Source organism: Streptomyces aquilus (genome assembly GCF_003955715.1).
Taxonomy (GTDB): domain Bacteria; phylum Actinomycetota; class Actinomycetes; order Streptomycetales; family Streptomycetaceae; genus Streptomyces; species Streptomyces aquilus.
Genome location: NZ_CP034463.1, coordinates 10212122 through 10231344, shown reverse-complemented (window position 1 = coordinate 10231344; position 19223 = coordinate 10212122). Strand labels below are relative to the sequence as shown.

The following is a 19223-nucleotide window of genomic DNA, read 5'->3' as shown; positions in this document are numbered from 1 at the left end:
AAACCCATGCCCCACCGCGTGAGCACGGCGCCCAGACACACACTCACGGGCGCCCCTCCTCCGCAGTCCGCCGCGACGCCCGGCGCGGGACGGTTCGCGATCGTCTCCGCGAGCGTGGGAGCCGGTCACGACGGTGCCGCCGCCGAGCTCGCCCGCCGTCTCGCCGCGCAGGGCTACACCGTGGACCGCCTCGACCTGCTAGACCTGCTCCCCGCCCACCTGGGCCGCGCCGTCCAGGAGGGCTATCACCGGATGCTGGTGCGAGCCCCCTGGGCCTACCAGCGGATCTACTCCAGCACCGAGCGCACTGGGGGCGGCGGGCCGGTTGCGCGGGCGCTGCTGCGCACGGCACAGGACCGGGTACTGCGCGCCCTCCCGCCGGGCACCGACGCCGTCGTCTCCACCTACCCCGGGGCCAGCCGAGTCCTGGGCAACCTGCGCCTGGACGGTCGACTGACCGTGCCGGTCCTCACCTATCTGACCGACTTCTCGGTGCATCCGCTGTGGGTCGCGCCGGGTGTGGACGTCCACCTCGCCGCTCACGCCGTGCCCGCCGCCCAGGCGCGCACGGCCGGGGCCCGGGACGTGCGCGTGCGCGGGCCGGTCACGGACCCCCGTTTCCGGCCCTGCGACGTACGGGGGCGTGGCCGCGCCCGGGAGAGGTTCGGGCTGCCGTCCCACACCCCGCTGGCTCTGCTGGTCGCCGGGTCCTGGGGGGTGGGCCCGGTCCGTACGGTGGCCCGGGAGCTGCGTGACTCCGGCGCCGCCGTCCCGGTCGTCGTCTGCGGCCGCAACGAGGCCCTGGCCGAGCAGCTGCGCGCCGACGGCATCGACCATGCCTTCGGCTGGGTCGACGACATGCCCTCTCTGATGCACGCCGCCGACGTCCTCGTCCAGAACGCCGGCGGGCTCACCTCGCTGGAGGCATTCGCCTGCGGCCTGCCCGTGGCCAGTTACCGCTGCATACCCGGGCACGGGCTGACCAACGCCGCCGCCCTGGACGAAGCCGGCGCAGCCGTCTGGATACGCGACCCGGCCGACCTCAAGGCAGTGCTGTGCGAGCTGATCGACGGCCCGCTCGGACGTCGGCAAAGGGCAACCGGATTCGCCCTGTTCGCTCAGTCCCCCGACGGCTGCCCGACGGCCGAGATCGCGCGCGTGCACCGGTCCGGACTCCCCGACCGGGTTTCTGGTCCGGTAGCACACCGGCACCGTACGACGCGGCGGCTCGCCGCCACGGCCGTCCTCGCGTCCGTCGTGTGCGCCGGCGCCGTCGCCACCGGGGTGGCGACGACCGACGGTCCCGACATCATCCACGCCATCAGCCACCGCCTCGACCCGGACGGCCTCCCACCAGCGCACACCTCCCCGTCGCAGGACGACCACTCGTGAACATCGCCCCGACACTGCGCACGGCCGCCCTCGCCGCCGTACCCGTCCTCGCCGCCGCCCACGCCGCACCCGTCGTCTCCACCTTCGGACCGCTGCGCAACCGCCTCATGCCCCGCCTCTCGGGCCGCGGCCGCATGAACCACATCGCCCTGACCTTCGACGACGGCCCCGACCCCCGCTCCACTCCGCACTTTCTACGGCTGCTCGCCGGGCGCGGAGTGCACGCCACGTTCTTCCTGCTCGGCGGCGAGGCACACCGCTCCCCCGGCCTGGTCCGCGAGATCGCGGCGGCCGGACACGAGATCGCCGTCCACGGCTGGCTGCACCGCCCCCTGCTGCTGCGCGGCCCGCGCGCCACCTATGACGACTTCCGCCGGGCCCGCGACACCGTCGCCGCGATCACCGGACGGCAGCCCACGCTCTTCCGGCCCCCGTACGGCGTCATGTCCACCGCGGCCCACCTCGCGGCCCGCCGCCTCGACCTGACACCGGTGCTGTGGACCTGTTGGGGAGAGGACTGGACGGCACGCGCCACCCCGAACTCCGTCCACCGCACCGTCACCGCCGACCTGGACGGCGGCGGCACGATCCTGCTCCACGACTCCGACTGCACCTCCGCCCCCGGCGCCTGGCGCTCGGCGCTGGGGGCGCTCCCCCGGATTCTGGACACCTGTCAGGCGCGGGGTTACGACGTCGGCCCTCTGCGTGACCACGGCTGGACCGCATGACCAGCCTGTCCGGCAGACGCGTCGATCCGGCCGTGCCCCGCCCGGGCTCGTCAGCCGACCATGGCGGAGGCGCCAAGCAGTGCCCTGGTCGCCTCATGTGCGGGGGCGGCGAACACCTCGGCCGTCCGCCCCGACTCCACGACGCGGCCGGCTTCCAGCACGGTGACGGTCTCTGTGTAGCCGGCGATGATGGACAGATCGTGGCTGATGACGACGAGGGCCATGCCGTGCTCCACGCGCAGCCCGATCAACAGGTCCATGATGGCCCGGCCGGTGTCCGCGTCGAGCGCGGAGGTGATCTCGTCGCAGATCAGGACGTGCGGATCGGCGGCGACGGCTCGCGCGATGGCGACCCGCTGGCGCTGTCCGCCGGACAGCTCGTGCGGGTAGCGCGTAGCGAACGCGGTCGGCAGACCCACCTGTTCGAGCAGGCCCGCCACCCTTTCGGGTACTTCTGCGGCGGTGCAGCGTCGGTGCAGGCGCAGGGGCCGGCCGATCGTGGCGCCGACGGTGCGGCTCGGGTTCAGGGCGCCGAGCGGGTTCTGGGTGATGAGCTGGAGTGCGCGTCGCTGCTCGCGGTTACGGCCGCGTAGTCCGGTGCTCAGGGTCGTTCCGGTCAGGTGGATGGTGCCGGAATCCGGGCGCTGAAGTCCTGCCACGGTGCGTACCAGGGTGGTTTTGCCGGAGCCAGAGACACCGACGACACCGGCAGACCCACCTGGCAGGAGTGTGAATTCGACCCCGGTGAGTGCCGGTGTGCCCCGGAAGGAGACGTGGAGGCCGTGTGCCTCGAGTACGGGGGTGTCGTCGGCGCCGCCCGGTGTGTCCGGCCGTGCTGTGACTGCCTTCCGCGCCTCTGTGCCCGGTCGCGCCACTGTCTGCGCGAGGGAAGGTGTGGGCGGCCGGAGCGGGGACGTGCCCAGGTCGACCGTCTCGTCGGCGAACCGCTCGACGACGTCCGGGTCGTGGCAAGCGAAGGCGATGGCCAGCCGGTGGTCGCGGGCCAGGTGGCGCAGCAGCTCGGCTATCTCGTCACGGAGTGCTGGATCCAGGCCGGCCGTGGGCTCGTCCAGCAGGAGGATCCGCGGGTGTCGGGCCAGGGCTCGGGCGAGGGCGACGCGGCGCTGCTGGCCGCCGGAGAGCGCGCCGGGCCGACGGGCGGCGAGGACGCCCGGGTCGGGAAGGCGTACCTCGTTGAGGAGCGCGGCAACCGCGTCCGGCCCGCGGTCGGCTGCGAGTTCGCGGATGAGGGACCGCACGCGCATCCGCGGGTTGAGGGCGGAGCCGGGGTCCTGGCCGACGTAGGCGAGGCGGGTGGCGCGAAGGGCCCGGAGCTCCCGTTCGGAAAGGGTGAAGACGTCCTGGCCCAGTACCTCGACCTGACCGGCGCTGCGGGTGGTGCCGGGCGGGAGCAGGCCGGTGACGGCCCGCAGCAGGGTGGTCTTGCCGGAGCCCGAGGGGCCGGTGAGGGCAGTGAGGCGGCCCGGACGGAGGGTCAGCGAGGCGTCGTTCACGAGCAGGTGCCCGTCAGGCGCGGCAACGGCGAGGCCGGTGATCCGGACCGCGGGGGCCTCGTCGGGCGCCGCCGCTGGCTGGACGTACTGCTGGCGGGCGTGGCTCACAGGACGGTTACCGCCTTCCGGCCGGTCTGGGGTGCGAGGGCGGAGGCCGCGAGGTTGACGCACAGGGCGAGCAGGCCGACCGCGAGGCTGGGGGCCACCACGGCCCAGGGGTTGAGCAGCAGCCCCGAGGAGTTCTCCCGGATCATCAACGCCCAGTCGGCGGCGGGGGGTTGGGGGCCGACCTGGAGGAAGCCGGCGGTGGCGACGACGTAGACCGCCTCGACGAAGCGCAGACCGAACAGGGCCAGGAGTGTGGCCCGCATGTTGGGCAGCACCTCGCGCACGACGAGCACCCAGAGACGTTCACCGCCGGCAGCCGCCGCCTCCACGTATCCGGAGGCCGCCACGGGTGCCGCCGCGCCTGCCGCGAGCCGCACCGCGTACGGCAGGCCCAGCGCGGTCGCGGCGACGATGATCGCGAGTCGGCCGCCGCCGGGCCAGGACAGCGAGACGAGCATGATGCCGAGCACCGCCGGCAGCAGGATCAGTACGTCGGCGACGCGCTCGACGATCCGGCCGACCAGCGGGCGCAGCGCGCCGATCACGCCCAGGACGGCGGCGAGAGCGGTCACCACGACGGCGATCAGCAGGGCGGACAGCACCAGTTCACGCCCGCCCGCGAGCAGTCGGCTCAGCACGTCCCGGCCCAGCTGGTCGCCGCCGAGGCGTGCCTCACCTCCGGGACCGGCAAACGGGACGGCAACGGGCTCGTCCACCGCGTGCGGGGCGATCCAGGGGCCGATCAGCGCGAGCGCGACGAGCAGGAGGGCGGGCAGCACACGAAGAAGCGGCGAGCTCTTGATACGAGGGGACCTGGCCGCCTTCATCGCGGACACGATCGTCATCTCCGGCCTCCCGTCACCACGTCACGCACCAGGTCCGCCAGCAGCAGCACGCAGCTGATGACTGCGCCCGCGAGAGCCGTCACCCCGGCGATCACCGGGGTGTCCCGGTCGGCCACCGCCGACGACAACACCGCACCGATTCCTGGGTAGTTGAAGATGGTCTCGACCACGACCGCGCCGCCGAGCAGGATGCCGGAGGAGGTGGCGAGTCCCGTCGCGATGGTCGGCAGGGCGCCCGGCAGGACGTGGTGGGTGAGGACGCGGAGCGGCGGGACACCGTCCAGGACAGCGGTCTCGACGTGCGGAGCGCGGGCCTCGTCGTCGAGGGCGGCGCGCACGATCCGGGTGTTCCAGCCGGCCTGCGGGACGGTCAGGGCGAGGGTGGGCAGGACCAGCATGGTCCAGGAGGAGGGGGTTCCGTCGGCGTCGGCGAGTGTGACGGCGGGCAGCCAGCCGGTCCACAGGGAGAACACCAGAACCAGGCCGACGGCCACCACGAACTCGGGGATCGCGAAGACAGCCGTGGAGGTGCCGGTGACGGCCTGGTCGAGACGGCCCCCCGGTCGGAGTGCAGCCCAGCAGCCCAGGGCGATCGACAGCACGGCGGTGAGGAGGAGTGCAGTGGCGCCCAGAACCAGGGTGTTGGGGAAGGCCGTGGAGACGAGGTCGGTGACGCTCTCGCCGTGCGCCGAGGTGCCGAGGTCGCCGGTGGGCAGGCCGGACATCCAGTCCCAGAAGCGTTCCAGGACGGGCCGGTCCAGGCCGAGCGTGTGGCGTCGCTGGGCGAGGTCCACGGCGGTCTCGCCGCGCTCGGAGGTGGCGTGGGCGGCGTCGCCCGGGAGCAGTTCGACGCCGGTGAAGACCAGCGCGAGCAGAACGGCCAGCAGGACGGTCCGCTTGACCAGGACGAGACCGGCACGGATGAGGACACGGACGACTGGCCGGTCCCCCGCGAGCGTGCGCAGGGGACCGGCCGGTGGGGTGATCTGGTCGGTCAACGGGCCAGCCATGCCGTTTGGAGCTGGACCCGGCCGTAGCCGGGCAGCGTCGGCAGCCCGCGGACGGTGGCCCCAGCGAGGTCGATGCCGTCCGCCATGCCCCACAGCAGATAGCCGGAGCTGTCGTACTCGATCTGCTGCAACTGCTTGAGCAGCTGCGTGCGCCGGGCGTCGTCGGCTGTGCCGGTGGCCTTCTGGTAGGCGGCGTCAAACGCGGTGTCCTCCCAGCCCGCCTCGTTCTGGCCGCTGTCGGAGACCATCGTCTTGCTGGCGAAGAAGACCACCGAGTCGTTGGTGCCCCAGTAGGTCGTGTACAGGTCGCCCTTGAGCCAGGTCTTGTCCCAGAAGACCGCCGAATCCTGCTTGACGACCTTCACCTTGACACCGGCCTCGCGGACCTGGGTGGCGAACAGGGTGGCGGACTCGGCGAGCCCGGATATGTCCTCGGTGGTGAGGAGTTCGTAGGTCTTGGAGGTGTCGAACCCCGCGTCCTTCAGCAGCGCCTTGGCCTTGACCAGGTCGCGGGTGCGCTGCGGGATGCTCTTGTCGTAGGCCGGGTCGCCGGTGCCCAGGATGTCGTTGGCGACGCTGCCGTAGCCGGACAGTACCTGTTCGACCATGGCCTTGCGGTCGACCGCGAGGCGCAGCGCCTCGCGCACCTTGGGATCGGCGAACGGACCGTCGGCGGTGCGCATGACGATGGGCATCGCCATGTCGTTGGGCCGGCGGACCGTCTGGATGTCCTTGCGGGAGGCGGCGGTGCGGGCCGCCACGGCACCGGCGTTGGAGGCGAGGTCGATCTGGCCGGCCAGCAGCGCGTTGGTCATCGCCTGGGGGCTCTCGAAGATCTTCACCTCGATGGCGTCGAGGTACACGTCCCCGGCATACCAGGCGTCGTTGCGGACCAGGCGGGCGTTGCCGGAGCGGAACCAGTCGAGCTTGAACGGGCCGGTGCCGGGCGCGTTGGCGATGTCCTTGTCGGTGGTGCCGTCGGGGACGACGAAGGTGGTCAGGCGGGTGAGCAGGGGGAGTTCGGCGTTGGCGTAGTCGGAGACGAGCACGACGGTGTCGGTGCCCTCCGCGGTGATGTTCTTCGCCTGGATGCCGGGCAGCCGGGAGGCGCCGGACGGCGTCGCGCGCAGCCGCTTGAGGGAGAAGACGACGTCCTGGGCGGTCACCGGCTTGCCGTCGTGGAACTTCGCCCCCTCGGCCAGCTTGAACTTCCACGTCTTGAGGTCGACTGACGGCGTCCAGCTCGCGGCCAGCCGCGGCTCGGTGTTCGGCTTGGCTCCGGGCACGGTCAGGGTGTCGTATACGAGGCTGAGGATGAGGTAGTCGCTCTCGTTGGCCTGGGTCCCGTGCGGGTCGCGGGTGACGGCCCCGGTCCGGCCGAGGGCGCCGACACGCAGAGTGCCCCCCTTGCGGGGTTTGGCGGAGCCGCCGGTGGCGGACGCGGCGGGCTCGTCGTCTCCGTTTCCGCAGGCGGCCAGCAGTGCGGTCGCGCCGATGGCGCCACCCGCCCACAGCAGTTGACGTCTCGTCAGGTCCACTTGTTCCTCGATTTCACAGGGCGGGCCAATTGCTTAGGTTTGCCTACCCTGAATAACTGCCCGCACACAAGAGGGCATAGCCCGTGATCTAGATCCTACTTAGGTAAACCTTGCCTATCTTCTATGCAATGGCTATGTTTCCGTCGGCCGCCCGCCACTCGGTGGGACGTGCCTCCGCCCGCCGCCCCCACCCGCACCGGAACGGACGGTTCACCATGCCGACGGCAGCTGCGCCTGTACGTCCGCTTCACTCCCATGCCGCAGCGGAACTCATCACCGCAGCCCACGACCTACTCACCGCCCATGACGGCACCGCCACCCATCCGGACCTGCTCGCCCGAGTTCCCGCCGTCGCGGCCTCGTTAGGTGACGAGATCCGGACGGCCTGCCGCCCCGTCGATACCCCGGACGGGCTGTTCGTCCTGCGCGGTCTGCCCCTGGACGACACGGCCATCGGCCCCACCCCGGCCCACTGGTCGAGTGCCGGCGACGCCGGGGCGGTGTACGATGTCGTCCTGCTCCTGCTCTCCACAGTGATGGGCACCCCCCTGGCCTGGGAGGGCCAGCAGGACGGCCGCTTCGTGCACAACATCGTGCCCTCGCCCGGCCACGAGGACGAACAGACCGGCGCCAGCAGCAGCGTGCTGCTCAGCCCGCACACCGAGGACGCCTTCCATCCGGCCCGGGCCCATCTGCTGGTCCTGGGCTGCCTGCGCAACCACGACGCCGTCGCCACCACGGCCGCGAGCGTCCGGCAGGTACAACTGGCCCAGGAGGAAGTCGAGTTGCTCAGTCGGCCGGTCCTGCCGATCCTTCCCGACGACGCCTACGCCGAGGCCCAGTCCTACGCCGGGGACCCACCGCCGGTCCCCACGCTCTGGGAGTCACCGGACGGACCGACCCTGCGCTTCGACCCCGCCTACACCCCGCTCGACCAGGCGTCCGAGGAGCACCGCGCGGCCTACGCCCGCCTCCAGGACGAGCTCGCCCGGGTCTCCGTGGCCGTCAGCCTCGAACCCGGAGACGTCCTGGTCGTGGACAACGACCTCGTCGTGCACGGCCGGGTCCCCTTCACCGCCCGCTACGACGGCACCGACCGCTGGCTGAAACGTTCCTCCGTACGGGTCCCGGACCGCCGCACGAGGCCGCCCGCCGAGCGGTCCGAACACGGCTACGGACAGCAGGCCGTGGAGGCGTACCGATGACCGACAACGATCTCCCGGAGAGCGAGATGGACGACCGGACCCTGCGCGTGCTCAGCACCAGCGATGTCGCCGGCATCGACATCTCGCTGCCCGACGTCGTCGCCGTGGTGGAGCAGGCGTACCGCACCTTGGCCGACGGTCAGTCGGACAATCCGCGCAAGCTCACCGTCAAGCCAGAGGACGGCCACTCCGTCGCCTACGCGATGCTGGGCCGCGACGGCGTGCGCGGCGTGGTCGCGGTCAAGACGTCGTACAAGTACGGCCTGCACGAGGACCGCGACAAGCAGCACTACTACACGACGTTGACGCTCTACGACGACGCCACCGGACTTCCGGTGGCGATGCTGGACTGCGGCCGGGTCGGCGCGCTGCGCACCCCGGCGGTCTCCGCGCTGCTGGCCCGCGAACTCGCCGCGCCGGACAGCCGCAGCGCCCTCGTCGTCGGCACCGGCACCCAAGGCCGGCTCGCTCTGCCGTTCCTGCTTACCACTCGCCCGGACCTGGAGCGGCTGATGCTGTTCGGGACACACCCGGACGGCATCCGGGCGGTGCGCGAGCAGTTGCACGCGCACTTCCCCGAGCGGGAGCTGGAGATCGTCACCGACCTGCGGGTGGCGGCGCGGGACGCGGACATCGTGCTGGCCACGGCCGGCCCCAACACCCCCGCCTCCGTCGAGGCGGACTGGCTCGGGCCCGCCGCGCTCTGCGTCCTCGTCGGCTACGGCATCGCCCCCTCGACCCTGCACCAGGCGGACCGCGTCATCGCCACCAGCGCCGCCCAGATGCGCGTCACCGGCACCGACATGGCCGACGCGGACGGCGAACTGCCGGAGGTGGACGCCGAGTTCCCGGAGGTACTGGCCGGACGTACCGACGGGCGCACCGACGCCAGGCAGCGGATCTTCGCCTACAACAGCGGCCTCGTCGTCACCGACATCGCCCTGGGCCACCGTTTCGCCCAACTCGCGCTCGCCCAGGGACTGGGTACGGCGGTGCCCCTGTGGAAGTGACCACGGCGCTCCCCTCCCACACCACACCCGAGGTACGCGCTCTCCTGGACGACGGACGGCTGCTGCACGAGCTGGCCCACGGCCTCGGCGGCCCCTTCCACGCGCTGTTCCCCGAGCAGTTCGACGCCAACGCGGCAGCCTTCAGACAGGCGTTCACGGAGGCCGGGGTCGACGGCCGGGTCTACTACGCCAAGAAGGCTAACAAGGCCGCCGTCTTCGTCGAACGAGCGGCCGTGGCGGGGCTGGGCGTGGACGTGGCGAGCCACGGGGAGCTGCGCGAGGCGATGGCCACCGGAGTGCAGGGAGCGGACCTGGTGGTGACCGGTCCCGCCAAGTCCGACGAGCTCCTGCGGGTGGCCGCGCTGCAGGGCGCGCTGGTCGCCGTGGACGCGTTGGACGAGCTCGACCGGCTGCAGCAGGTGGCACGCGGACTCGGCCGTACGGCCAGGGCCCTGCTGCGCGCGCTGCCGCCCGGCCAACCGCACAGTCGCTTCGGCCTGGACTGCGGCGAGATGGCGGCGGCGCTGGACCGGTGCGTGGGCGATGCGGTGGAGCTGGAGGGCTTCAGCTTCCACCTGTCTGGATACGACATCCAACAACGGGCCGATCTAGCCGCAGAGTTGGTACGGCTGTGCCGCCGCGCCCGTGCGCTGGGCCTGCGCGCCGACCGGATCAGCGTCGGCGGCGGCTTCGCGGTGAACTACGTGGACGGCGAGGACTGGCGGCGCTTCGAGGAGAGCCGTAGGCCCGAGCACTTCCACGCCGCGAAGACCTTCGGCGGCTTCTACCCGTACCACTCACCCGTCGCCGGAGCCGACGCGCTGCGTGCGCTGCTGTCGACCACCCCGGCCGGCGAGGACGCCGACCTGGCCGCGCTGGTGCGCGGCGCCGGTGTCACGCTGCTCGTCGAGCCGGGCAGGGCACTGCTGGACCAGGCCGGGTTCACGGTGTTCCGGGTGCAGGGCGTCAAGGAGCGCGACGGGTACGCCATCCTCACCGTGGACGGCAGTAGCCTGAGCCTGTCCGAGCAGTGGTTCGACAGCGAGTTCCTTCCCGACCCGGTGCTGGTGCCGGATGAGCGAGCGGACATCGCCGACGCGGGGCCGTATCCGGCCTGCGTGGGGGCGGCCACTTGCCTGGAGTCGGACATGCCGACCTGGCGCAAGATCCCCTTCCCCCTGCGCCCGGCCACAGGTGACCTGCTGGTCTACCTCAACACGGCGGGCTACCAGATGGACTCCAACGAGTCGCCCTTCCACGACTTGCCGCTACCGCCCAAGGTCGTCGTCGAACCCATCGCCGACCGATTCCGATGGCGCCTGGACCGCCGTCACCGCTAGGAGCTCTCATGGACGACCCCCTGTACCGGCCGCCCATCGTGCGCCAGGTCTCCGAACTCATCGGTGCCACCCCGCTTTTCGAGCTGTGCCGCACCGACGGCGACGCGCGGTTGCTGCTGAAACTGGAGCAGTTCAACCCCACCGGCACCGCGAAGATCCGGATGGCGCGGCAGATGGTGATCGACGCCGAGGAGCGCGGGCTGCTGCGCCCCGGCGGCCGGATCATCGAGTCGACGTCCGGCAACACCGGCCTGGGACTCGCCGTCGTCGCCGCGGAGCGCGGCTACACCTTCACCGCCGTCGTCGACCACCACGCGGCCGTCGACAAACTGCGCGCGATGAAGGCACTCGGCGCCGAACTCGTCTACGTGGCCGCCGACGGCGACGAGGAGCTGGCCACCGCCGCCCGCGAGGAGCTCGCGGAGAAGATGGCCGCCGAGTCCGACAACGCCTACTTCACCGAGCAGCACAACAACCCCGCCAACGGCGTCGGTTACCACCCGGTGGCCCATGAGCTCCATGCCGCGCTCCAAGGCCGTATCGACATCCTCATCGGGGCCGTCGGAACCGGCGGCGGCCTCTTCGGCACCGGGCGCGTGCTGCGCGAGCGTGTTCCCGGTGCGCGGATCATCGGGGTGGAGCCGAAGGGCTCGATCGCCTTCGGGCCGCCCGCCCACGACTACTACCAGTCCGGCACCGGCACCCCCGAGGGCGCGACCATCGGCGCCATGGTCGACTACGACCTCCTGGACGAGGGCGCGAAGGTCGGCGATGTCGAGGCGTTCGCCACGGCGCGGGCCGTCGCCCGGCGCACCGGCCTGCTCCTCGGCGGCTCGGCGGGCGGGGTCGTGTACGAGGCCCTGGCCAGGCTGTCCGCACTGCCGCCCGGCACGACTATGGTCGCGTTGATCAACGACGGCGGGGAGAAGTACATGGACACCGTCTTCGACGACGACTGGATGGCGACCCGTGATCTACGCGACCCCCAAGTGGAATGTGAGGTCGAGGAGTTGCTGATCAAACTCCGCCGACCCGCACCGGACACCCCCCAGGAACGGACCTGATGCCCCCCGTCCCCGCCCGCCTGTTCACCGACGGCCGCGCCCTCGCCACCCTGGCCGTCCCGCTGGCCCTCACCCAGCTCGCCCAGGTCGCGCTCACCACCACCGACACCATCATGATGGGCCTGATAGGCACCGAGGCCCTGGCCGCCGGCGGCCTGGCGATGGTCATCTTCAACCAGCTGCGCACCATGGGCGTCGGTCTGGTCACCGCGGTCGGCAACCAGGTCGCCGCGGCCGACGCGCGCGCGGAGAGCGACGAGGGCAGTGGGGGCGGCGCGGTCGCGCGTGAGGAGATCCAGGACCTGGTCCGGGCGAGTCTGCTGCTGTCCACGCTCGCCGGCCTCGTCGGAGCGGTGCTGATGGTGCTGATCGGGCACGCGGTGGTGTGGCTCGGGCAGGACCGGGACGTCGTCGACGCGGCCCGGCCGATCCTGTACGCGATGGCTCCCGGCTTGGTGCCCTGCCTGTGGTTCCAGGCGATACGGCAGTTCACCGTCGGTATGCGCCGACCGCAGGCCCTGCTGCGCATCACGCTCGCGTCGATCGCCGTCAACGCCGGCCTCAACTGGGTTTTCATCTACGGCACCTGGGGCCTGCCCAAGCTGGGGCTGCCCGGTATCGGCCTCGCTACGACCTCCGTCTACGCCCTGTCCTTCCTGGCCCTGTACGTCTCGGCTCGCCGCGACCCCGCCCTCGCGCCCCTGCTGTCTCTGGCCATCTGGAAGACCCGCCCGGCCACCCTGCGCCGCATGACCGCGCTGGGCTTGCCGATCGCGGCCACCTACGGTTCCGAGGCCGGCTTCTTCTCCGTGGTCGCCCTGCTGGTGGGTAGCTTCGGCACAGCCGCGCTGGCCGCGCACACCGCTGTCAACCAGCTCGTCTACATCGTCTTCCAGATCGCCGTCGGCCTCTCCCATGCGGCGTCCCTTGGTGTCAGCCGGGACCTCGCCCTCGGCAACACGGCCGCCGCTCAGCGCCTGAAGACCACCGCGCTGGCCTGCGCGGCCGCGGTTATGGCGGTCGTGGCGGTGGTGTACGTCAGCGTCCCAGGTCTGGTCCTGGCGCCGTTCTTCGACGGCGGCCAGGGAAAGGCGACCGACCTCGCGGCCCAACTCCTGCTCGTCGCCGCCCTGCTGCAGTTCTTCGACTGCGCGCAGAACATCGGAGTCGGCCTGCTCCGCGGCCTCGACGACACCAAGGGCGGCTTCCGGGTCACCCTCGTCGGCTACTGGCTCGTCGGTCTGCCCGCCGCCGCACTCCTGGGCTTCGTGGCCGACCTGGACACCCTGGGAATCTGGCTGGGCCTCCTCACCGGCCTCGCCACCACGGCCGTACTCCTGCTGCGGCGCTTCACCCAGGGCCTCGGTCGGCTGAACAGCACTGCCGCTCCCGCGCCCGCATGACCCGCCCATCCGTCGGCCGAGGCCAACTGGTACCCGACCGACAGGTTTCCGGCAGCGCCATCCCAGCCCCGTACCTCATTGAACGGTGTCCGGGGCCGACGGGATGTGGGCCGTGGTGATCGTCATCGGGGTGCCGGTGACGGCGATGAGGTAGGTCCCGGGACCGCGGCCGCCGGGCAGGGCGCGGAACCCTCCCGCGGGCTTCACGTGGTACTCGGCGGAGGCGTGCGGGGCGAGCACCGCGGGGCCGGAGGCGATGGTCCACCAGTTGGAGGCGCCCTGGCCGGTACGGCTCGCGAAGTGCGGGGTGAGCGCCGTACCGGTGGTGTTGACGGCCCGCACATCGATGGCGGTGACACCCACGCGCGCGTGGCGCGTGGCGAAGCGCGGCGAGAGGCTCATGCGCAGGGGCGGCGGGCTCGCCGCGGCGATCGCGACGCACACCAGGGCGGGAGCGAGCAACCCACTCGCCAGGACGACCTTCGCACGGCCGGTGACGTGGGGAAGCCGAGGCTGCCAGGCGGTGGCGAACGCGGCGGCCGGAACGGTGGCGGCGGCCGCCAGCCACAGGGGCGTCATCATCAGGAAGTAGCCGTCCTGGGAGCGGATGGCGAGGTAGAACGCGATCCACGGCAGGACGGTCAGGGCGGGGCCTAGCCGCCGGACGAACAGCAGGGTGGCGACGAGCAAGCCGAGCAGGAGCAGCTGGCTGCCGTAGGAGTAGTAGTCAAGGCGGCTGCTGCCGTCGGTGAAGTAGTAGGAGATGCCCATCAGGCCCTGGCCGTGCAGGATCGCCTTCTGTTCGAGCGGCAGGAGTACGCCTTGCAGCCAGGAGGAGAAGTCCTCGACGGCGAAGTAGGCGTTGACCGCCGCGAAGGTGAGAGCAGCGGTGGCCGTGTAGCGGGCGGCCACCGCCAGAGCCCGCCGCGGACCGAGTTCCCCGCGCCTTACGGCGTACAGGCCGATCAGCAGGAACGGGACCAGGAACCAGGCGAGCTGCTGGGCCGCGCAGGCGGCACCCAGACACGCAGCCCGCAGCACTCCCCCTGAGCCCAGGCGGCCGCCCTCACCGGTTGTGGGCCAGCGGACCACCACGGGGACGAGCAGGGCGAGAGCCGTGATCGCCGGGTAGCCGGCGTAAGCGTAGTGGGGCAGGAGGCCGAAGCCGAGGCAGACCGCGGTGGCCGCCGGCCTCCAGGGTGCCGGCAGCAGGAACCACAGCAGGACCGAGGAGACGAGCAGGGCGGCCGTGGTGACCAGGGTGGCGGCCGCCGTGGAGTGGACGACGGCGTGCACCGGGGCCGCGAGCAGCGCGGTCAGCGGCGGGTAGCCGTAGGTGTAGTCGGCACCGCCGGACATGGTCTTGGTGATCCCGACGCGCGGTGTGCCGAACAGCCAGGGCCACGGCTGGCCGTAGACGGGACGGCCGTGCAGGATCTCGTTCGCCGCCTGGGCGGTCAACACTCCCTCGTCGGTGCCCGCGTGATCGAGCAGGTAGCCGCAGAGCACCAGCGCGACGGCAGTCATCAGTACGACGGCGTCGACCCTGATCAGCGCGCGACGGCTCCGTACGAGGAGGCTGAGAGCGGCGCAGACGAGGATCGAGGCGTAGCAGACGGAGATGACGCCGGCGACGGCCGGGCGTGAGGCCATCGCGGTGGTCCAGGCGGACCGTGTCCCGATGAACAGGCTGATCGTTGCCACGAGGGTCATCCCCCGGTGCCACTGCTGGGGCCCGGCGCCCGGGACACGGAAGAGCCGGGCCGTGGCCGGGGGTGGCGCAGTCGGGTTCGTGGCCGCACGCCGCAGAGTCCAGGTGCCGGTTCCTGTGCGACTGGGGTCAGCCATGGCGCCCGTCTCCTCCGCCTCGTGTTTCGTTTGGGTGACCGTTTACATCCGGCCACCCATAGAACATCTACTACATCTTGTAGATGTAGGCTCGGCGAGTGCGGTTCCCCCTCATGGCCGCGTCCACGCGGTTGGGCGAATCGCAGACACCGAATCACCTGCCGGAAAGGCCGCCTTGCCATGACCCCACCGATCCATCCGGCATCACAGCTGGCCGTGAACGTGCTGGACGCTCATTCGCTGCTGGCGGCGTTCGGCGTGCTGGGCGTCGGGGTGGTGATGTTCGCCGAGACAGGGCTGCTGGTCGGCTTCTTCCTGCCGGGCGACTCGCTGCTCTTCACGGCCGGTCTGCTGTGCACGGGCTCGGCGGAGTCGACTGTGCACCTGTCGCTGGGACCGCTCCTGGTCGCGGCGGCGGCAGGCGCCCTGGCCGGGGCGCAGTGCGGCTATGTGCTCGGCCGGAAGGCGGGTGGGGCACTGCTGGCCCGTAGCCGTTCGCCGCGTCTGCACCAGGGAGCGAAACGCGCCGAGGAACTGCTGGAGCGATACGGCCATGCGAAGGCGATCACGCTGGCCCGGTTCGTGCCGGTGGTGCGGACCGTGCTCAATCCGATGGCCGGCGCGCTGGGGGTTCCGGTGCGCACGTTCACGTTGTGGCAGATCGTCGGCGGCCTCGTGTGGAGCCTCGGGCTCACCCTCGCGGGGTACGCGCTCGGCTCGTCGATCCCGAACGTCGACCGTTACCTGCTCCCACTGGTGGCGTTGATCGTTTTGGTGTCGCTGCTTCCCCTGGCCGCCGAGGTGTACAGGGCTCGGCGGGACGGCCGGACCGAGGGGGGACACAGGTGATCATGGCTTTCGACGGGTCGTCTGTCGACGGCACCGAATATCTGGACGTGGTGCGCCTGGCCCGGCATGCGCCGGGCTGGCTGGACGGAGTGGTGTCGTTCTGGTCGACGTACGGGCTCGCGGTGTTCGCCGTGCTCGCGATCGTGGGCTGGTGGTTCGCTCGACGGGGTGGGGATGCGGCGGCGGTGAGGGCGCTGGCGGTTCCGGTGGTGGTGGTCGTCGCGTACGGCGTGGATTTCCTGCTGAAGCTGGCGGTGCGCGAGGACCGGCCGTGCCAGAGCCTTCGAGTGACGACCCTGGAGACGTGTCCGGCGCCCGGCGACTGGTCCTTCCCCAGCAACCACGCGGCGATCGCGGCCGCCGCTGCCGTGGCCCTGCTCTTCGTCTCGCGTCGGCTGGGGGCGGTCGCGGCGGTGGCGGCCCTGGCGATGGCGGTCTCGCGGGTGTGGGTCGGCGCGCACTATCCGCACGACGTAGTGGCAGGCGTGCTGGTCGGTGGCCTCGTCGCACTAATGGCGATGCTCGTGCTGCGACGGTGGTCGCCATCGGTGGCCCGGCGGCTCGGCTCCGGTCGCCTGCGGCGGCTGCTGAGCGCCTCATGAATCGGCGCGACGCCGCCGACCTGGCCGGGACGGTCGGTCTCGGCGCCTGGGTGGCCTTCGGCGTCCTCGCCATGGTGGTGATCGGCCACGACGGCGCTCCGCTGTGGCCGGACGACGGCTTCCTGACCTGGTCGCTCGGCCACCGCCCCGACGTGACCGAGGTGCTGGCCCGAGGGGTGACCGACACCGGCAGCGGCGCCGTCCCCTACGCCCTCGCGGCGTTGGCCGGCGCGATCGTGGGGCGAACCGTTCGGCAACGGATGTGGGCCGCCGCGCTGAGCCTTGCCTGCCTGGGGGCCGGGCAGGCGCTGCGCTACGGCGTGATGACGCTCGTCCAGCGGCCGCGCCCGGCGCCTGCCGACTGGGCGGCGTCGGCGGGCGGTTGGGCGTTCCCGAGCGGGCACACCACGACAGCGGCCCTCACCGCCGGGCTGCTGATCACCGCGGTCTCGCTGCGCGCCCCGCGCGGCGCCACCTCGCTCCGGGTCGTCATCGGGTCCTGGGGCGTGCTGGTGGGCCTGTCCCGGGTCTATCTCGGCGTGCACTGGTTCACCGACGTCATCGGCGGCTGGCTGTTCGCCACCGGATGGCTCGGAGTGTGCCTGTACGCGATGACCCGGTGGCCGCCCGCATCGTTCGTCTCCGGCCCGCCCCGTACGCCGGACAGTCCAACGGAGGGCCATGCGCCACAAGATCCTGGTCGTCGAGGACGATCACGCCCTGCGTGACGTGCTGCGCCGCGGCCTGCTCGACGAGGACTTCGACCCCGTGCCCGCCGCCGACGGCGCCACCGCCCTGCGGCTGGCCACCGGCGACATCGGCGCCGTCGTCCTGGACGTCGGACTGCCCGACGCGGACGGCCGGGACGTCTGCCAGGCGCTGCGCGCGGGCGGGTTCGCCGCCCCGATCATCTTCCTGACGGCCCGCCATCACCTCACCGACCGGCTGTCCGGGTTTTCTGCCGGAGCCGACGACTACCTGCCCAAGCCGTTCCATCTCGCCGAACTCGTCGCCCGGTTGAGGGCCGCACTCAAACGGGCCGCACCCGCGGCCGTGGCCACCGCCGGAGACCTGGTCCTGGACGCGACCCGGCACAGCGCGCACGTCGGCGACGTCCACATCGACTTGTCCCCCACGGAGTTCCGACTGCTGGCCACGCTCATGGCCGCGGACGGAACCCTCGTGTCCCGCCGCGACCTGGTCAGGGCCGCCTGGCCGGACGGCGCCCAGGTCAGCGACAACACCCTCGACCAGTATCTGAGCCGACTGCGCCGCAAGCTGCGCGAAGCGGGCAGCGGCCTCGGCCTCACCACGACACGCAGGATCGGGCACCGGCTGTCATGAACCGGCTCGCGCGCCGTCTGACGCCCCGCACGCTGCGCGGTCGGCTCTCGCTTGTGGCTCTGACCACCGCCGCACTTCTGATGACCGTGCTGACCGTCGTGTTCAACACCGTCATGGACCGGCACCTCAAGCACCAGGCGGACGACGAACTACGCAACCGCGCCGCCGCCGTCGCGACCACCGTCGACACCAGCGGGCCCCGGGTGCGGGTCCTGGAGACCGTCAACGACAGCCTGCTCGACACGAACGTGTGGATCTACAGCGGGACACGGCTACTGGAGAAACCCCCGTCCGCCACGGTCGGCAGCACGCTGACCCGGGCCGCCGACCGGCTCGCCGCGCGGGGCAGCCCGCTCTGCGCGACGGTGCGGACCGGCAACCCCCGTTTGGTCCGCCTTTGCTCCCAACCCGTGTCCGGCCCGCGCAACACCGCCACCGTCGTCACGGCTGCGGATCTCGCCCCCTACCGGAACTCCGCCGGCACCCTGCTGTCTGGCTCGCTGATCCTGGACGCCGTCATGCTCGCGTGCACCTACGCGCTGACGCGGCTGGCCGTCGGACGGGCGCTGCGCCCCGTGCGCACCATGACCGACCAAGCCACCCTGTGGAGCACCGTCGGCTCCGACCAGCGTTTCGGCGCCGCGGACCAGCCGGCCGAACTGGCCCGCCTAGGCACATCGTTGGACGCACTACTGGACCGCATCCGCACCGTACTGCGTCACGAGCAGCAGCTGACCGGGGAGCTGTCCCACGAACTGCGCACGCCGCTCACCCGGATCGTCGTCGAGCTCGACTGGTGGCGGGCCCGCCCTCGCTCGGCGGCCGAGACCGACGCCACCCACGAGGTGATCGCGGAGGCCGCCCAGTCCATGCGCACCATCTGCGACACGCTGTTGAATGACGCGCGCGAAGGCGCGCAGAACACCACGACGGCCGTCGGTGCCACCGCTGTCGCTCCCGTGCTGCGTCGGCTGGTCGAGGACCTCGACGCACGGAACCGGCTGAAGACCGTCGTCGATGTGCCGGACCAGCAGATTGAGGCAGGCGTCGCTTCCGCCCTTCTCGAACGCATCGTCAGCCCGCTGCTGGCCAATGCCGTTCGCTATGCCGACTCCACGGTGACCGTGTCCGCGCGGCGGCATGCCGGTGGCGTCCGCATCGACGTCACCGACGACGGTCCTGGCGTGCCGGAAGAGTTCCTCGACGATCTCTTCCAGCCCGGTCGGCGCGCGGACTCCGGCGACGGGCACGACGGGGCGGGCCTGGGACTGCCGCTCGCGCGGCGCCTGGCCCGCGCCGTCGGCGGCGAGGTCTCCCACGACCCCGGGCACACACCCGGAGCACGTTTCCTGGTCGACCTGCCCGCTGGATGACGTGATCACAGCAGCACGTTCGGCACGACCGGCACCTTCATCAGCCGGAC

The 19223-nt window shown here is 71.8% G+C and carries 17 protein-coding genes; 12 read left to right on the top strand and 5 right to left on the bottom strand.

Annotated elements, in window-relative coordinates; translation table 11 throughout:
• Window positions 1-6: 6 nt before the first annotated feature.
• Window positions 7-1392, top strand: coding sequence for a glycosyltransferase (locus EJC51_RS46730; protein WP_126276672.1), 1386 nt, complete (start codon window positions 7-9; stop codon window positions 1390-1392).
• Complete coding sequence (locus EJC51_RS46725) at window positions 1389-2120, top strand: polysaccharide deacetylase family protein (protein WP_126276671.1); 732 nt, start codon at window positions 1389-1391, stop codon at window positions 2118-2120. The genes EJC51_RS46730 and EJC51_RS46725 overlap by 4 nt, the downstream gene beginning before the upstream one ends.
• A 50-nt stretch (window positions 2121-2170) precedes the next feature.
• Here EJC51_RS46725 and EJC51_RS46720 read toward each other — a convergent pair whose 3' ends face one another.
• Genes EJC51_RS46720 through EJC51_RS46705 form a run of 4 tightly spaced genes read right to left on the bottom strand, consistent with a single transcriptional unit; the run spans window position 2171 to window position 7135 of the window.
• On the bottom strand, window positions 2171-3742 hold the full coding sequence (locus EJC51_RS46720; RefSeq protein WP_126276670.1) for an ABC transporter ATP-binding protein: 1572 nt from the start codon (window positions 3740-3742) through the stop codon (window positions 2171-2173).
• Window positions 3739-4587 (bottom strand): ABC transporter permease, encoded by an 849-nt coding sequence (locus tag EJC51_RS46715; RefSeq protein ID WP_126276669.1) that lies wholly within the window; start codon window positions 4585-4587, stop codon window positions 3739-3741. The genes EJC51_RS46720 and EJC51_RS46715 overlap by 4 nt, the downstream gene beginning before the upstream one ends.
• Complete coding sequence (locus EJC51_RS46710) at window positions 4584-5597, bottom strand: ABC transporter permease (protein WP_126276668.1); 1014 nt, start codon at window positions 5595-5597, stop codon at window positions 4584-4586. Before EJC51_RS46710 ends, EJC51_RS46715 begins: the two co-directional genes overlap by 4 nt.
• On the bottom strand, window positions 5582-7135 hold the full coding sequence (locus EJC51_RS46705) for an ABC transporter substrate-binding protein (protein WP_126276667.1): 1554 nt from the start codon (window positions 7133-7135) through the stop codon (window positions 5582-5584). The genes EJC51_RS46710 and EJC51_RS46705 overlap by 16 nt, the downstream gene beginning before the upstream one ends.
• 128 nt (window positions 7136-7263) lie before the next feature.
• Between EJC51_RS46705 and EJC51_RS46700 the strand changes: the two genes are divergently transcribed.
• The 5 genes from EJC51_RS46700 to EJC51_RS46680 are packed head-to-tail and all read left to right on the top strand — an operon-like array spanning window position 7264 to window position 13157.
• A complete protein-coding gene (locus tag EJC51_RS46700; protein ID WP_244363311.1) occupies window positions 7264-8340 on the top strand; it encodes a TauD/TfdA family dioxygenase in 1077 nt (358 codons plus the stop codon).
• Entirely contained in the window at window positions 8337-9350 is a 1014-nt protein-coding gene (locus EJC51_RS46695) for an ornithine cyclodeaminase family protein (protein ID WP_208870796.1), read from the top strand. Before EJC51_RS46700 ends, EJC51_RS46695 begins: the two co-directional genes overlap by 4 nt.
• Window positions 9347-10690, top strand: a complete 1344-nt coding sequence (locus EJC51_RS46690) for an alanine racemase (RefSeq protein ID WP_126276666.1) — start codon at window positions 9347-9349, stop codon at window positions 10688-10690. Before EJC51_RS46695 ends, EJC51_RS46690 begins: the two co-directional genes overlap by 4 nt.
• An 8-nt stretch (window positions 10691-10698) precedes the next feature.
• A complete protein-coding gene (locus EJC51_RS46685) occupies window positions 10699-11754 on the top strand; it encodes a cysteine synthase family protein (protein ID WP_126276665.1) in 1056 nt (351 codons plus the stop codon).
• A complete protein-coding gene (locus EJC51_RS46680; protein WP_126276664.1) occupies window positions 11754-13157 on the top strand; it encodes an MATE family efflux transporter in 1404 nt (467 codons plus the stop codon). Before EJC51_RS46685 ends, EJC51_RS46680 begins: the two co-directional genes overlap by 1 nt.
• A gap of 75 nt (window positions 13158-13232) precedes the next feature.
• Here EJC51_RS46680 and EJC51_RS46675 read toward each other — a convergent pair whose 3' ends face one another.
• Entirely contained in the window at window positions 13233-15005 is a 1773-nt protein-coding gene (locus EJC51_RS46675) for a hypothetical protein (RefSeq protein WP_244363304.1), read from the bottom strand.
• 180 nt (window positions 15006-15185) lie between these two features.
• On the opposite strand from EJC51_RS46675, the gene EJC51_RS46670 reads away from it, so the two are divergent.
• The 5 genes from EJC51_RS46670 to EJC51_RS46650 are packed head-to-tail and all read left to right on the top strand — an operon-like array spanning window position 15186 to window position 19173.
• Window positions 15186-15854: a DedA family protein gene (locus EJC51_RS46670; protein WP_126276663.1), complete on the top strand. Its 669-nt coding sequence runs from the start codon at window positions 15186-15188 to the stop codon at window positions 15852-15854.
• Window positions 15851-16456 (top strand): phosphatase PAP2 family protein, encoded by a 606-nt coding sequence (locus tag EJC51_RS46665; RefSeq protein ID WP_126276662.1) that lies wholly within the window; start codon window positions 15851-15853, stop codon window positions 16454-16456. The genes EJC51_RS46670 and EJC51_RS46665 overlap by 4 nt, the downstream gene beginning before the upstream one ends.
• The gene (locus tag EJC51_RS46660) at window positions 16453-17184 is read left to right on the top strand and encodes a phosphatase PAP2 family protein (RefSeq protein ID WP_126276661.1); all 732 of its coding nucleotides are present in this window, start codon (window positions 16453-16455) and stop codon (window positions 17182-17184) included. Before EJC51_RS46665 ends, EJC51_RS46660 begins: the two co-directional genes overlap by 4 nt.
• Window positions 17138-17800, top strand: a complete 663-nt coding sequence (locus EJC51_RS46655; RefSeq protein ID WP_126276660.1) for a response regulator transcription factor — start codon at window positions 17138-17140, stop codon at window positions 17798-17800. The genes EJC51_RS46660 and EJC51_RS46655 overlap by 47 nt, the downstream gene beginning before the upstream one ends.
• A complete protein-coding gene (locus tag EJC51_RS46650; protein ID WP_126276659.1) occupies window positions 17797-19173 on the top strand; it encodes a sensor histidine kinase in 1377 nt (458 codons plus the stop codon). The genes EJC51_RS46655 and EJC51_RS46650 overlap by 4 nt, the downstream gene beginning before the upstream one ends.
• The last annotated feature ends 50 nt before the right edge of the window (window positions 19174-19223 follow it).